Origin of the sequence: Polynucleobacter sp. UB-Piko-W3 (genome assembly GCF_018881635.1) — a bacterium.
In the GTDB taxonomy this organism is placed as follows: domain Bacteria; phylum Pseudomonadota; class Gammaproteobacteria; order Burkholderiales; family Burkholderiaceae; genus Polynucleobacter.
This window is the reverse complement of record NZ_JACVPY010000002.1, coordinates 652,400-666,785: the sequence shown is the minus strand read 5'-3', so window position 1 is coordinate 666,785 and position 14,386 is coordinate 652,400. Positions and strand designations below refer to the sequence as shown.

The 14,386-nt window shown below is 46.5% G+C and carries 13 protein-coding genes; 11 read left to right on the top strand and 2 right to left on the bottom strand.

Annotated features, from left to right (window positions below):
• The first annotated feature begins 65 nt into the window (after nt 1-65).
• From scpA to ICN31_RS03660, 8 genes are read left to right on the top strand one after another with little or no spacing between them, the layout of a single operon-like run.
• Complete coding sequence (gene scpA / locus ICN31_RS03695; RefSeq protein WP_216861425.1) at nt 66-2,192, top strand: methylmalonyl-CoA mutase; 2,127 nt, start codon at nt 66-68, stop codon at nt 2,190-2,192.
• A gap of 15 nt (nt 2,193-2,207) precedes the next feature.
• Nucleotides 2,208-3,233: a methylmalonyl Co-A mutase-associated GTPase MeaB gene (meaB, locus tag ICN31_RS03690; RefSeq protein ID WP_216258693.1), complete on the top strand. Its 1,026-nt coding sequence runs from the start codon at nt 2,208-2,210 to the stop codon at nt 3,231-3,233.
• 10 nt (nt 3,234-3,243) lie between these two features.
• Nucleotides 3,244-4,776, top strand: coding sequence for an acyl-CoA carboxylase subunit beta (locus ICN31_RS03685; RefSeq protein ID WP_216258691.1), 1,533 nt, complete (start codon nt 3,244-3,246; stop codon nt 4,774-4,776).
• A 26-nt stretch (nt 4,777-4,802) separates the two neighbouring features.
• Nucleotides 4,803-6,827, top strand: a complete 2,025-nt coding sequence (gene accC, locus ICN31_RS03680) for an acetyl-CoA carboxylase biotin carboxylase subunit (RefSeq protein WP_216260749.1) — start codon at nt 4,803-4,805, stop codon at nt 6,825-6,827.
• Nucleotides 6,828-6,836: 9 nt separating this feature from the next.
• Nucleotides 6,837-7,304 (top strand): VOC family protein, encoded by a 468-nt coding sequence (locus ICN31_RS03675; RefSeq protein WP_216258689.1) that lies wholly within the window; start codon nt 6,837-6,839, stop codon nt 7,302-7,304.
• 35 nt (nt 7,305-7,339) lie between these two features.
• Nucleotides 7,340-8,068: a tRNA (adenosine(37)-N6)-threonylcarbamoyltransferase complex dimerization subunit type 1 TsaB gene (gene tsaB / locus ICN31_RS03670; protein WP_216861391.1), complete on the top strand. Its 729-nt coding sequence runs from the start codon at nt 7,340-7,342 to the stop codon at nt 8,066-8,068.
• Complete coding sequence (rimI, locus tag ICN31_RS03665; protein ID WP_216258688.1) at nt 8,068-8,583, top strand: ribosomal protein S18-alanine N-acetyltransferase; 516 nt, start codon at nt 8,068-8,070, stop codon at nt 8,581-8,583. Before tsaB ends, rimI begins: the two co-directional genes overlap by 1 nt.
• Nucleotides 8,580-9,113 carry a DNA polymerase III subunit psi gene (locus ICN31_RS03660; protein WP_216258686.1) on the top strand — a complete coding sequence of 178 codons (534 nt, stop codon included), beginning with the start codon at nt 8,580-8,582 and terminating at the stop codon, nt 9,111-9,113. Before rimI ends, ICN31_RS03660 begins: the two co-directional genes overlap by 4 nt.
• On the opposite strand, the gene lplT is transcribed toward ICN31_RS03660, so the two are convergent.
• Nucleotides 9,110-10,429: a lysophospholipid transporter LplT gene (lplT, locus tag ICN31_RS03655; RefSeq protein WP_216258684.1), complete on the bottom strand. Its 1,320-nt coding sequence runs from the start codon at nt 10,427-10,429 to the stop codon at nt 9,110-9,112. The genes ICN31_RS03660 and lplT overlap by 4 nt on opposite strands.
• Before the next feature lie 74 nt (nt 10,430-10,503).
• On the opposite strand from lplT, the gene alr reads away from it, so the two are divergent.
• Nucleotides 10,504-11,595 carry an alanine racemase gene (gene alr, locus ICN31_RS03650; protein WP_216260745.1) on the top strand — a complete coding sequence of 364 codons (1,092 nt, stop codon included), beginning with the start codon at nt 10,504-10,506 and terminating at the stop codon, nt 11,593-11,595.
• 81 nt (nt 11,596-11,676) lie between these two features.
• Here the strand turns inward: alr and ICN31_RS03645 are convergent, their stop codons facing one another.
• Nucleotides 11,677-12,594, bottom strand: coding sequence for an outer membrane protein assembly factor BamD (locus ICN31_RS03645; protein WP_255530904.1), 918 nt, complete (start codon nt 12,592-12,594; stop codon nt 11,677-11,679).
• On the opposite strand from ICN31_RS03645, the gene ICN31_RS03640 reads away from it, so the two are divergent.
• Nucleotides 12,588-13,628, top strand: a complete 1,041-nt coding sequence (locus tag ICN31_RS03640; RefSeq protein WP_370624259.1) for an RluA family pseudouridine synthase — start codon at nt 12,588-12,590, stop codon at nt 13,626-13,628. The two genes, ICN31_RS03645 and ICN31_RS03640, sit on opposite strands and share 7 nt — an antisense overlap.
• Nucleotides 13,625-14,386: a peptidoglycan editing factor PgeF gene (gene pgeF / locus ICN31_RS03635; RefSeq protein ID WP_216258682.1), complete on the top strand. Its 762-nt coding sequence runs from the start codon at nt 13,625-13,627 to the stop codon at nt 14,384-14,386. The genes ICN31_RS03640 and pgeF overlap by 4 nt, the downstream gene beginning before the upstream one ends.

The window sequence follows — 14,386 nt, the reverse complement described above, 5'->3', positions numbered from 1 at the left end:
ACCTTGTGAGTTCAGAAAAAAGACGGTCTTCAGGTAGTGCATGGCCAGCAGTTCCAGAGTCCAATTTGGATGACTGGAAAACGTCTGCCCAGAAGTCAGCGCCAAACGGCGATCTTGAAAAACTCGGATGGAACACTCCAGATGGCATTCATATTAAGGCCCTCTATACCGCTGCAGATACACAAGGCCTTAATTACACCGATACCTTGCCAGGTTTCGAACCTTATATACGAGGTCCTCAAGCAACGATGTACTCGGTACGTCCATGGACAATTCGTCAATACGCCGGTTTTTCAACTGCCCAAGAATCCAATGCGTTTTATCGCAAAGCTTTAGCTGCTGGTGGTCAAGGCGTATCCGTTGCATTTGACCTTGCTACACACCGTGGCTATGACTCAGACCATCCACGGGTTACTGGTGATGTTGGTAAAGCCGGTGTTGCGATTGATTCTGTAGAAGATATGAAGATTTTGTTTGATGGTATTCCATTGGACAAAGTTTCTGTTTCCATGACCATGAATGGTGCTGTATTGCCTGTACTGGCTGGATATATCGTGGCAGGTGAAGAGCAAGGCGTTAAACAAGAGCAATTATCTGGAACGATTCAGAACGACATTCTGAAAGAGTTCATGGTACGCAATACCTATATCTATCCACCAGAGCCCTCAATGCGCATTATTGGTGACATTATTGAATACACCGCTAAGCACATGCCTAAATTTAACTCGATATCGATCTCGGGTTATCACATGCAAGAAGCGGGCGCTAATCAAGTTCTGGAATTAGCCTTTACATTGGCCGACGGTAAAGAGTATGTCAAAACAGCGCTTGCCAAAGGATTGGATGTGGATGGCTTTGCAGGTCGCTTGTCATTCTTTTTTGCTATTGGTATGAACTTCTACTTAGAAGTTGCTAAGTTACGTGCTGCAAGATTATTGTGGTGGCGCATCATGAAGTCGTTTGAGCCAAAAAATCCAAAGTCCTTGATGTTGCGCACCCATTGCCAAACATCGGGCTGGTCATTGACTGAGCAAGACCCCTATAACAATGTCGTGAGAACAACTGTTGAAGCAATGGCTGCCGTATTTGGTGGTACTCAGTCCTTACATACCAACTCCTTTGATGAGGCGATTGCATTGCCTTCAGAGTTTTCAAGTCGGATTGCAAGAAACACGCAATTAATTCTTCAGGAAGAAACCCATATCACTAGCGTGATTGATCCTTGGGCTGGTTCTTACATGATGGAGAACCTCACACAAGAGATGGCGGATAAGGCCTGGGAAATTATTCAAGAAGTTGATGCTATGGGTGGCATGACTAAGGCGGTTGAAAGTGGTTGGGCCAAATTGAAGATTGAAGCTTCTGCTGCTGAAAAGCAGGCCAAGATAGATTCAGGCGCCGATGTGATTGTTGGTGTCAATAAATATAAACTCGATAAAGAAGATCTTGTTGACGTCTTAATGATCGATAACAATCGCGTTCGTGAGGGTCAAGTTGCGCTCTTAAATCAAATCAAAGCAAAGCGTGATAGCAAGAAAGTATTAGCCGCACTAGAAGCATTAACAAAAGCTGCTGATGACAACACCGGAAACTTATTGGAATTGGCGGTTAATGCCATTCGTTTACGTGCCACGGTTGGTGAAGTGTCTGATGCATTGGAGAAAGTTTACGGGCGCCATCGCGCCGATACTCAAAAGGTGACCGGAGTGTATGCAGCTGCCTATGACTCAGCCGAGGGCTGGGAAAAACTCAAAGTAGAAATCGCTGACTTTGCCAAAGATTTTGGTCGTCGCCCGCGGGTGATGATTGCCAAGCTGGGTCAAGACGGACATGACCGCGGTGCTAAGGTAGTCGCTACTGCCTATGCGGACCTGGGATTTGATGTGGATATCGGCCCGCTGTTTCAAACGCCTGAAGAGTGCGCGCGTCAGGCTATTGAGAACGATGTTCATGCCTTAGGTGTCTCTACCTTAGCTGCAGGTCATAAGACCTTAGTGCCTGCCATCATTGCAGAGCTTAAAAAACAAGGCTCGGACGACATTATCGTCTTTGTGGGCGGCGTGATCCCAAGACAAGACTATGAGTTTCTCTACGAGGCCGGTGTGAAGGGTATTTATGGCCCAGGTACACCCATTCCGGCTTCCGCTAAGGATGTGCTGGAGCAAATTCGTAAATCGGTAAAACCAGCTTAACTCAGGTCCCATTAAATGCTTGAATCTGCTGATCAGATCTTAGTGAGCGATCTCACTGGCGCACCATCGCTGAAGCAGCGACGCGCTCTAGCAAAGATCATTACTTTGCTTGAATCTACTCGCTTAGATCACCGCAAGCGTGCAGATGATGTACTCAACACCCTGTTACCCAAGACTGGGAACTCATTTCGCTTGGGTATCTCTGGGGTCCCAGGCGTTGGCAAGTCCACACTGATCGAAGCCCTTGGTCTTTACCTGATTGAAAAAGGTCACCGGGTTGCCGTGTTGGCCATTGATCCATCTTCAAGCCTGTCTGGCGGATCTATCCTAGGTGATAAAACCCGCATGGAGCGTCTCTCAGTTTTGGAAGATGCTTTTATTAGACCCAGCCCATCTTCTGGAACGCTGGGTGGTGTTGCAGAGAAGACTCGCGAAGCCATGCTGGTTGCAGAGGCGGCTGGTTTTGATGTCATCATCGTTGAGACAGTAGGTGTTGGTCAAAGTGAAATTGCAGTTGCTGGTATGACTGATATGTTCTTACTGATGCAGTTACCCAATGCTGGAGATGACCTGCAAGCCATCAAAAAAGGCGTCATGGAAATCGCAGATCTGATTGCCATTAATAAAGTCGATATTGATCCCGATGCAGCGATGCGTGCGCAATTATTCATTACGAGTTCTTTGCGTTTGCTCGGCTTTCAGGGAAACCCAGATCACGCCTCGCATCAGCAGGAGTTTTGGCATCCCACCGTCATTACCTTGAGTGCGCTTGAGGGCAAGGGTGTGCCTGAGCTATGGGACAAAGTGACTCATTTTGAAAAGTTGCAAAAGGCTAACGGCAAATTTGAGAGTCGTCGCAAACAACAAGCAGGTGCATGGATGTGGGATCGCATTGATGCAGGATTAAAGAACGCATTTCGGAACAACTCGCAAGTTCAAGAGCTCTTACCAATCTTGATTGCACAGGTAAATCAAGGAACTATGGCAGCTTCAGTGGCGGCAAGACGCCTCCTGGAATCCATGGGCCATGAATTTTTCTAAGGAGCAGCACATGAAGGAAATCATTCAACAGCTCGAAGCCAAACGTGAGCTTGCCCGATTAGGTGGCGGGCAAAAGCGTATTGCCGCTCAGCATGCAAAGGGCAAACTCACTGCCCGAGAGCGTATTGAACTCCTACTTGATGCGGGCACTTTTGAAGAGTGGGATATGTTTGTTGAACATCGCTGTCACGATTTTGGAATGGCCGATCAAACGGTTCCGGGTGATGGTGTAGTGACCGGTTACGGCATGATTAATGGTCGTCTCGTGTTTGTATTTTCTCAAGACTTCACAGTATTAGGTGGATCTTTGTCAGAAGCCCATGCAGAAAAGATTTGCAAGATTATGGATCAAGCTCTCAAGGTGGGTGCTCCCGTGATTGGTCTAAATGACTCTGGCGGTGCACGCATTCAAGAAGGAGTTGCTTCTTTGGGCGGCTATGCTGAGATTTTCCAACGCAATGTAACCGCCTCTGGTGTAATTCCGCAGATTTCTTTGATCATGGGTCCGTGCGCAGGTGGTGCCGTGTATTCGCCAGCGCTAACTGATTTCATTTTCATGGTTAAAGATAGCTCCTATATGTTCGTTACCGGCCCAGAAGTGGTCAAGACGGTAACACATGAGGATGTCACCTCAGAGGAATTGGGTGGAGCAGTTACGCACTCCACCGTTTCCGGTGTTTGTGATTTGGCATTTGATAACGATGTTGATGCGATCATGATGCTACGGCGTTTCTTTAACTATTTACCACTATCGAACCGCGAAAAGCCGCCACTCATTAAAGGCGCTAATCGAACTGAAGAGCCTGATTTTTCATTAGATACACTCGTCCCATCCAATCCAAATCAACCTTATGACATGAAGGAGTTGATTGCAAAGATTGTGGATGACGGGGAGTTCTTTGAGCTTCAACCTGATTACGCCAAAAATATTGTGATTGGCTTTGGGCGTATGGAAGGCCGTTCTATTGGTATCGTCGCCAATCAGCCCTTGGTCTTGGCTGGTTGCTTAGATATTAAGGCCTCTATCAAGGCTGCGCGTTTTGTGCGCTTTTGCGATGCCTTTAATATTCCTGTGGTGACTTTGGTTGATGTTCCAGGATTTATGCCAGGAACCGCTCAAGAGTATGGTGGCATTATCAAACACGGCGCTAAATTGCTTTATGCCTACGCAGATTGCACTGTACCTAAAGTGACCTTGATTACCCGTAAAGCCTACGGTGGCGCCTATGACGTGATGGCATCTAAACATTTACGGGGTGATGTGAACTTCGCATGGCCATCTGCAGAGATTGCGGTAATGGGGCCAAAAGGTGCTGTAGAAATTATCTTCCGCGAAGAAAAATCGGATCCAGAAAAAATTGCAGCCCGTGAAGCTGAGTACAAGGCTAAGTTTGCAAATCCATTTGTGGCAGGACGTCGTGGCTATATAGATGATGTGATTCTGCCCCACGAAACCCGCAAGCGCATCGCTCGTTCATTAGCGATGTTGAAAGATAAAGAGTTAAAAAATCCTGCGCGTAAACACGGCAATATTCCCCTGTAAAGGCGCGACAAATCATGACTACAAAAATGTTTACGAAAATACTCATTGCCAACCGCGGTGAGATCGCATGCCGTGTAATGAGTACTGCCAAGAAGATGGGCATTAAGACGGTTGCTGTTTACTCAGAGGCTGATCAGGAAGCGCGACACGTGCAATTAGCAGATGAGGCTGTTTGCATTGGGCCTGCACCCTCTAGGGAATCATATTTGGTGATCGATCGGATCATTCAAGCTTGTAAAGATACTGGTGCACAAGCAGTTCACCCCGGCTATGGCTTTTTATCTGAGAACGAGCAGTTTGCCAAACGTTGTGAAGAAGAGGGGATCATCTTTATTGGCCCAAAATACCAATCGATTGCGGCCATGGGAGACAAAATTGCCTCTAAGAAGTTGGCTATAGAGGCTAAGGTCAATACGATCCCTGGCCACAATGAGGCGATTGCAACTAGCGACGAAGCGGTCAAGATTGCACAAGGTATTGGCTATCCCGTCATGATTAAAGCTTCGGCAGGCGGTGGTGGTAAAGGTTTGCGTGTGGCATTTAATGACAAAGAAACTTCCGAGGGTTTTGCTGCTTGCAAAACTGAGGCGATGAGTAGTTTTGGAGACGATCGTATTTTTATTGAGAAGTTTGTTGAAGGTCCACGCCATATTGAAATTCAGATCTTGGGCGATTCTCATGGCAATGTGGTGTATTTGAATGAGCGCGATTGCTCGATTCAACGTCGTCATCAGAAAGTGATTGAAGAAGCGCCTTCCCCATTTATCGATCCTGAAACTCGTAAGGCAATGGGCAAACAAGCAGTTGCCTTGGCTAAAGCGGTCAATTATCAGTCTGCCGGCACAGTGGAATTTGTAGTTGGAAAAGACAAGTCTTTTTACTTCCTGGAGATGAATACCCGTTTACAGGTTGAGCATCCAGTAACTGAATCGATTACGGGTCTTGACCTCGTTGAGCAGATGATTCGTGTTGCCGCTGGGGAAAAGCTGGCTTTTAAGCAAGAAGATGTGAAATTAGATGGCTGGTCAATGGAGTGTCGTATTAATGCAGACGATCCATTCCGCAACTTTTTACCGTCTACTGGCCGCCTAGTGAAATATCGACCACCAGAGTCAGTCAACGGTGTAAGAGTAGATACGGGCGTGTACGAGGGCGGCGAAATCCCAATGTATTACGACTCGATGATTGCAAAGTTAATTGTTCACGGCAAGGATCGGGCAGAAGCGATTGAGAAAATGCGTTCGGCTCTAAATGACTTTGTGATTCGGGGCATTCATTCAAATATTCCTTTTCAGGCAGCCTTATTGCAGCACCCCCGTTTTGTGAGTGGAGATTTCACTACTGGGTTTATTGCACAGGAGTATCCAGAGGGATTTAAAAAGGACTCCGTCCAACCGGTTGACCCAAAGCGCTTAGCTGCATTGGCTGCATTTATGCGCTATCGCTATCTAGAGCACATCAAAATGATTGATGGTCAGTTGCCCGGTCATGAAATGATCATTGCAAAGAAGTTTGTTGTGGTCACTGGTAAAAAATCAGGGTCCATGCATGATCCTGTTGAAGTTCCTATTCGTGTTGAGCTAAAAGATGGCATCTATTCGGTGTATATCGATGAGCCTGATGGTGTCAGTCGCTATGACATAGTGAGTCATTGGCGTCCGGGGCAAATTTGCCTTCATGCCACCATGAATGGCACCCACAAAGTGACTGCACAGGTTGAACGACGGGGTGTGCGACATCTGCTAACTCTCGACGGCACTCACTTTGAGTGCATGGTGCTAAGCCCCCTTGGTGCTGAGTTACAGAGGCGTATGCCAGTGAAGTTGCCGCCTGATACCTCCAAATTAGTGATGTCACCGATGCCTGGTCTCTTGACAAAGATAGCCATTAAGGTTGGTGACGCTGTAACGGCCGGACAAAAACTCGCATCCATCGAAGCCATGAAAATGGAAAATACGATTTCTGCGTTACAAGACGGTGTCGTCTCAGAGATATGCGCTAAAGAAGGTGATAGCTTGGCGGTTGATCAGCTCATCATTCGCTTTGAATAAGGAGTAGTTATGTCAGCTAAGCCGTTCAAAATTTTGGGCATTCAGCAAATCGCTATTGGTGGAGAAAGTAAAGATAGCCTCAAGAAGTTGTGGGTTGATATGCTCGGCTTTAACTATAAAAGCACCTTTGTTTCTGAGCGTGAAAACGTGGATGAAGACATTTGTTCGATTGGCAAAGGCGCTCATGAAATTGAGGTAGATCTGATGCAGCCCTTTGATATTGAAAAGAAGCCTGCAGTGCATCAAACTCCTTTAAATCACATCGGTTTATGGGTGGATGATCTGCCTAAAGCAGTTGAGTGGTTATCCGCGAATGGGCTACGGTTTGCTCCTGGTGGAATCCGTAAAGGTGCAGCAGGATATGACATCACTTTTATTCATCCCAAAGGGAATGATGAGTTCCCCATAAGTGGAGAGGGAGTCTTACTTGAACTTGTTCAAGCTCCCCCCGAAGTAATAGCAGAATTGGGTTCATAATTCGACTTTCCAAGCAAACTAAAAAAGAGTTCAAATTGACGCGCATATTAGCCATCGACACCTCAACAGCTTGGTGTTCGGTGGCTTTATCTTTAGGTGATGAAACACCCATTCTCCGACATGAGTTAGCGTCGGCTGGCGCTAGCCAACTAGTTTTACCTTGGGTAAAAGCTCTTCTACAGCAAGCAAACATGAAGTTAAATGAGCTTGATGCGATTGCTGTTGGCATTGGTCCTGGAGCTTTTACAGGCGTCCGGCTTGGTGTTGCTGCAGCTCAAGGCCTTGGAGTTTCATGCGATCTGCCCATTGTGCCGGTTACTAGTGTGGATGCCATTGCAGCTCAATTATCGAAAAGACATGACTTTGAGAAGATTAAGCCAAGAAACTTTACCATTGCCATCGATGCGCGTATGGATGAAATCTACTGGGCCAAATACGAGACCGCTATTCAGAAACAGCATCTACCAAAACGTATTGGCGATATTCATTTATCAAAACCGGAAGAATTAGATCTCACTGATGTATCTTTTTTAGCAGGTAATGCCATTAAAGCCTACGGCGATCGATTATTTTCTAAAGCAAAGATGACACTGCCCTCTAATGCTCTTGATATCGAAATTCACTTAAGCGCCTTAGGCATCCTAGACTTTGCAAAGCAAGCGCTCAAAGAGGGGCGGGAAATTAATGTGCGAGAACTCGAGCCACTGTATGTGCGTGACAAAGTAGCATTAACCACACAAGAGCGCCTGGAGTTGTTGAAGTAATGTCTGAGAGTATTGCTGAACTTTCTTTTTTGCCGATGCAGGCTGCAGATTTGGATGCTGTTCTAGCAATTGAAGCGGTGTCGCATCTTCACCCTTGGACCAAAGGCAACTTCACAGACTCTCTAGCCGCAGGCCACTGGGCCTATTGCATTCGCCCACAAGTAGATCAAGTCGTCAAAGGCTCGTATTTAGATCCAGACATCTTATGGGCCTATTGCATCCTCTTTCCTGCTGTGGATGAATTGCATTTGCTCAACATCACGGTTTCACCAAAATTACGCCAGCTCGGATTAGCCACCAGAATAATGGCGGCAATTGAAGGTGTTGCAGCCCAACAAAAGATGCCTAGAATGATTCTTGAAGTCAGGCCATCAAATGCAGCTGCAGTCGCCCTGTACCAAAAAATAGGATATGAGCAAATAGGCATACGTAAAAACTACTATCCAGCCGACCCCCAATTAGGAGCCAGGGAAGATGCTTTAGTAATGGCTAAATCGATTAAGCTAGAGGCATGAGCAATACACAATCTACCTTCTTAAAAGAAATGGGTATCACCCAGTGGTCAACTAGGGATAGTAATGGCTCATCTCCACCCGCAAGCTCTTCAGTAGCTATTCAGACTACAGATACCAAGAGCGTGGAAGCAGTTGAAAAGACGCCTCAAGGATATTGGTGGTTTTTTGGAACACAACCACAGGGTGATGCGCAGACTCTCTTTCAGAGCATGATTCGAGCTTTGGGCTTAGGACCCCAAGAGTGGTCATGGAAGAATGCTAGCGATGATTTAAAGCAGCTCCAAGCTCCCGATAATGGTTTGCCAGTTGTGGCGCTTGCCTTTGGCGGTGCTGTTGCTCAAAAAATTACGGGTGAGCGAGATGCATTGCCGCAGCTGCGCGAAACTATTCTGGCATTAAATAATGGTTCTGATGAAGAAATCCCAGTGATTGCCTCATTTGATTTAGCTCAGTTGGTTGCCAAGCCAAAAGATAAGGCATTGCTCTGGCAGGATCTACTATTAGCGAAGTCAGTACTGCAAAATATTTAATGCTTGTGCTCACCAATCAGGTGCATTGAGTCATATTCAGCTTGGTTCTTCGCGTGACGCTTAATCACCAGCCACATGATGGCGCTAACAGCAAATCCAAAGCCAATGATGACGTAAGGAATGGGCACATCAAACCAGATCAACATCGAATACATTGCCAACATCATCAGCACTGAAATATTCTCATTAAAGTTTTGAACTGCAATAGAGTGGCCAGCAGACATTAGAACATGACCGCGATGCTGAAGTAGAGCGTTCATTGGTACAACAAAATAACCTGCAAGCCATCCAACCACTATCAGCAAGAAATAGGCAGGCAACAAATTCAGGCTAACTTCCATCTTGCCGATTGTCATTACAGTTACATCGGGCAGCATATTAGAGTTGTAGATGGCCATCACACAAACCACTAGACCCATAGCGATACCATAAGGGAGCACTTTTAATGAGTTGCGCAGCGGTACTCGTGAAGCAGCCCAAACGGCGCCGCCAGCAACACCAATAGCTGAGATGGCTTGCAGAATAGCGCTTTGGGATAGGTTCATATGTAAAGCAACCTGAGCCCACTTAATCACAATAAATTGCAAAGTAGCACCAGCACCCCAAAACAAGGTCGTCACAGCTAATGAAATTTGACCTAAGCGATCATTCCACAAAGTTTTAAAGCACACAGAAAAATCTTTGATCAACTCAATGGGGTTAGCCTTTTGAGCAACATAGCGCGCACCAGTATCTGGAATCTTGAGATTGATTAGTGCGGCGATGATGTAAATCATCATGATGATCAGGATAGCTGATTCTGCAGGGGTATCAATTCCGGTCTCTAAGGTTGGAACGTCTAATGCCAAGAGGCTTCCAGAAACTGTACTACTAATCAAGACGCCGCCCAAAACAGTGCCTAAAATAATTGAGCCTACGGTCAGACCTTCAATCCAGCCATTGGCAGCTACGAGCTTTTCTGGAGGAAGTAATTCAGTCAAAATGCCATATTTGGCTGGAGAATAAGCGGCAGCCCCAAGACCCACGATCGCATAAGACAGCAATGGGTGACTTCCGAACAGCATTACGACGCAACCTACAAATTTGATTGTATTGGTGATAAACATGACATTGCCCTTGGGGCGGGAGTCTGCAAAGGCGCCTACGAAGGCTGCCAGCAGCACATAGGACAATACGAAGAACAATTTGAGTAAAGGGGTCATCCAGGCCGGAGCATGAAGCTGGGCCAAAAGGGCAATTGCTGCGATCAGCAATGCATTATCAGCAAGCGACGAAAAAAATTGCGCCGCCATAATGGTGTAAAAACTACGGTTCATTCGTACAATCTAGTCATTGAATCCATTAAAACACGAAAGGAGGGGTGAATATGGGCGCTTTTGATAATGGCTTAATAAATAGGCCAATTTTGGCATCTATTCACACTGATGCCTTTCAGCACAATTTAAACAGAGTTCGGGAGCTTGCTCCAGAGTCCAAGATTTGGGCCGTTGTGAAGTCTAGTGCTTATGGCCATACTTTTGAGGCGGCATTGAAAGGTTTGGCTTCTACAGACGGTTTTGCACTATTAAATATGCAAAATGCGCTGCGATTAAGGGAGGCTGGCTGGCAAGGACGAATCCTACTTTTAGAAGGGTTATTTCATGAAAATGAATTGGCCTTGGCAGAGAAGTTGTCGTGTGACTTAGTTGTGCACTGCGAGATGCAAGTTCAATGGCTAGAAAAATACAAAGCCCATAAGTCTTTCAATATTTTTCTGAAAATGAATACCGGCATGAATCGCTTAGGCTTAAAACCTGAGGCCTATAGAACTGCGTTTCACCGCCTACATGCTGCTGGGAACAAAATGCATCACATGACGCATTTCGCAAATGCGGATCAAGTTGATCGCTTGCCTACAGTCGGCAGTCAATTAGAGTTATTTAATGACACGATTGAGGGCTTAGATGCCCCTACATCATTGGCTAATTCTGCTGCCATATTGTGGCATCGAAATGCTCTCGGAGATTGGGTGAGGCCAGGAATCATGCTTTACGGTGCATCACCCACCGGGCTATATGCAGATATCAAGAACGCACACTTAAAAGCAGTGATGCAACTCGAGAGTGAAATCATTGATATTCAGGCATTAGAAAAAGGCGATCGCGTTGGCTATGGTGGTCGCTTTGAAGCGCCGCAAGCAATGAGGATTGGTATTGTGGCGTGTGGTTATGCCGATGGGTATCCTCGTCATGCTAAAGATGGGACACCAGTCTGGGTCAATGATGGCAGCAAAGACGGCGGCGTAGTTTGTCCTATCGTCGGCCGTGTATCTATGGATATGTTGAGTATTGATTTGCGCAAAGCACCCCATGCAAAAATTGGCAGTACTGTTGAGCTCTGGGGTGACAAAGTACCAGTGGATGATGTTGCACAAATGAGCGACACCATCGGCTATGAGCTACTGTGCGCTGTGGCTCCACGGGTCCCCGTTGTTGTTAAGTAAAGCCACAACGGAAATAAGAAATAGACCCTAGAAGAAAAAATTCCATTCATATGAATGGGATTTATATGTGACCTTCAATGATTAAGGCTTAACCCAGAACTGCCACCATCTGCGTTCTTTTTGTACTCGCTGTCCAGTCTCTAGCATTTGGCTATCCGGAAAGTTGAGCTTAAATACGCGGGCTGTATCGTTACTCAGATCCGCCATGCCTAATTTTTTGTAGGATTGATACAGAATATAGAGCGCTTCCTCTACTGCAGGAGCGCGGTCATAGTCCCGAATGACGAGTTGCGCACGATTGGCTGAGGCTAAGTAGGCCCCACGTTGAAAGTAATACCGGGCCACAATCACATCAGCTTCAGCCAAAGAGTTAACGATATAGCGCATTCGATCCAAAGAGTCAGGAGCATATTTGCTATTGGGGAAGCGTTCAGCAACAACTTTAAAAGACTCAAATGCATCCTTGGCTGCCTGTGGATCACGCTCGCTTAAATCTTGACCCGTAAATTTACCAAGCCAACCCAAATCATCATTGAACGTAATGAGACCTCTAAGATAGTAGCCGTAATCTAAATTAGGGCTTCCTTGATGAAGCTTGATGAATCGATCAATGGCAACTAAAGCTTGGGCTTGTTCCTGTGCCTTCCAGTAGCAATAAGCAGAATTAATTTGTGCTTGCTGCGAATACGGGCCAAATGGAAAGCGTGCTTCTAACTTCTCAAAGTATTTACCGCACTTAGCAAAGTCACCATCATTTAACTTGTCGGTTCCCTCAGAATAGAGTTTGGCCTCTGACCAAATATCAGTATCGTCTTTTTGACCATCACTACCCGCACATCCGCTCAGAAACAGTGCTGCCATCAAGATAACTAAAAGCAGGGCCAATGGGCCGATATTCGGAATAGGGGATTTTTTTAGTGAGGCAACATTTCCAGCAAGCCTTAAACTGGCGTCTGATATTACGTCGGACAAAACTGAAAGGCTCTTTAAGCGTGGCATTGCCGCAAACTCCTGATTCGAATCCTATTGATTATATCGATGAAGAGGATTTCATCTCCCTAGATATCCCTTTAGAGATGGCAGGGGAGAGGCTCGACAAGGTTCTAGCGGGGTCTTTGCCAGATTATTCTCGCAATCGACTCAAAGCCTGGGTTGAGGCAGGGGCTGTGATGGTTGACGGGAAAGTGACTAAAGCCCGCTATTTACTGCATGGTGGTGAGAGTATTAAGGTCTTTCCACAGGAGATGCCAGAGCAATTTGCCTTTAGTCCTGAAGATATCCCTTTGGACATTGTTTATGAGGACCAATCCCTCATCGTAATTAATAAGCAAGCAGGACTAGTAGTTCACCCAGCCGCTGGAAATTGGTCAGGCACCCTATTAAACGGACTCTTATTTCGTTATCCAGAGCTGAAGTTATTACCTAGAGCTGGGATTGTTCATCGCTTGGACAAAGACACCTCGGGATTAATGGTGGTTGCTCGAACTGCTCAAGCTCAAACGTCTTTGGTAAGACAGCTTCAAGAGCGAACTGTAGGTCGTCGATATTTAGCTTGGGTTTGGGGCGGCGCACCAAATCAAGGCAAAGTGCTAGCAACTGTTGGCAGAGATCAGCGTGATCGTCTTCGCATGGCTGCTGGTAACGCACAAGGAAAGCCTGCAGCTACTCTATTTCGTCGCTTAGCAAAGGGAAGCTTTAGTGAGGCCCCTCTTGCTTTATTGGAGTGTCGCTTAGAAACCGGGCGCACACACCAAATTCGCGTTCACTTGGAATCCCTTGGCTTTCCTCTTCTAGGTGATCCTGTTTACCGCAAAAAAACTCCGGGGGCAGCAAAGACACTGCTGTTTGAACGCCAAGCCTTACACGCCTATGCCTTAAGCCTGCAACATCCAATCAGTCAAGAGTGGATGACTTGGTTTCGCCTGCCACCTCCTGATTTGATGGAGCTGTTACTGCAAGTTGGCATGAGCGAAGAAGTATTGCCAAAAGAAGAGGCTTTGCTAGCATCCATTCAGAATGACCATCAGTCATGAATGCCATTAAACCAACATGGCCGGCTCCAGGTGCTATTCATGCCCTAGTGACAACAAGGCAAGGAGGCGTCAGCTCCTTGCCATACGACACACTCAACCTTGGGGATCATGTTGGAGATGATCCCGCTAGGGTGATTGCTAATCGTAAATTGATTAGAAAGCATCTTCCCGCAGAGCCTATTTGGTTGAAGCAAACTCATAGTATTCAAGTTAGCACCCCAGCTAGCCGCTCTCAGTTTTCTAGCAAGCCTTATGAAGCCGATGCTGCGGTGACCAATATTCCAGATGAAGTCTTGGCGATCATGACTGCTGACTGTCTACCCGTACTACTGTCTAATGCTGATGGCACAGTCATTGGCGCCGCCCATGCTGGATGGCGTGGTTTATGTGAGGGCGTATTAGAAAACACAGTACGTGAAATGCTCAAGCTATCCCATCCATCGAGCGATTGTGATTTCATTGCTTGGATGGGCCCAGCGATTGGTCCAGAATCTTTTGAAGTCGGCGAAGATGTAGTGGAGCGCTTTCAGGAATGTGGTCTGCATGATATGAAGCATTGCTTTTTGCCGATCGCCAATAAGCCTGGCAAGTATTTAGCTAATCTTTATCAACTCGCTCGAGACCGCCTCAAAAGAGCTGGAGTCACCTCCACCTTTGGTGGCGACCTGTGCACAGTTTTGGATCGGGAGCAGTTTTTCTCCTATCGTCGTGACGGGGTTACCGGGCGCTTTGCCTCGCTCATCTGGATATCCCCGTAG

Coding starts and splice junctions, on each gene's coding strand:
- lplT (WP_216258684.1), bottom strand. CDS start 10,429: ATGAACCGTAGTTTTTACACCATTATGGCGGCGCAATTTTTTTCGTCG.
- ICN31_RS03645 (WP_255530904.1), bottom strand. CDS start 12,594: ATGCCACGCTTAAAGAGCCTTTCAGTTTTGTCCGACGTAATATCAGAC.
- pgeF (WP_216258682.1), top strand. CDS start 13,625: ATGAATGCCATTAAACCAACATGGCCGGCTCCAGGTGCTATTCATGCC.
- ICN31_RS03685 (WP_216258691.1), top strand. CDS start 3,244: ATGAAGGAAATCATTCAACAGCTCGAAGCCAAACGTGAGCTTGCCCGA.
- rimI (WP_216258688.1), top strand. CDS start 8,068: ATGTCTGAGAGTATTGCTGAACTTTCTTTTTTGCCGATGCAGGCTGCA.
- ICN31_RS03660 (WP_216258686.1), top strand. CDS start 8,580: ATGAGCAATACACAATCTACCTTCTTAAAAGAAATGGGTATCACCCAG.
- accC (WP_216260749.1), top strand. CDS start 4,803: ATGTTTACGAAAATACTCATTGCCAACCGCGGTGAGATCGCATGCCGT.
- meaB (WP_216258693.1), top strand. CDS start 2,208: ATGCTTGAATCTGCTGATCAGATCTTAGTGAGCGATCTCACTGGCGCA.
- ICN31_RS03675 (WP_216258689.1), top strand. CDS start 6,837: ATGTCAGCTAAGCCGTTCAAAATTTTGGGCATTCAGCAAATCGCTATT.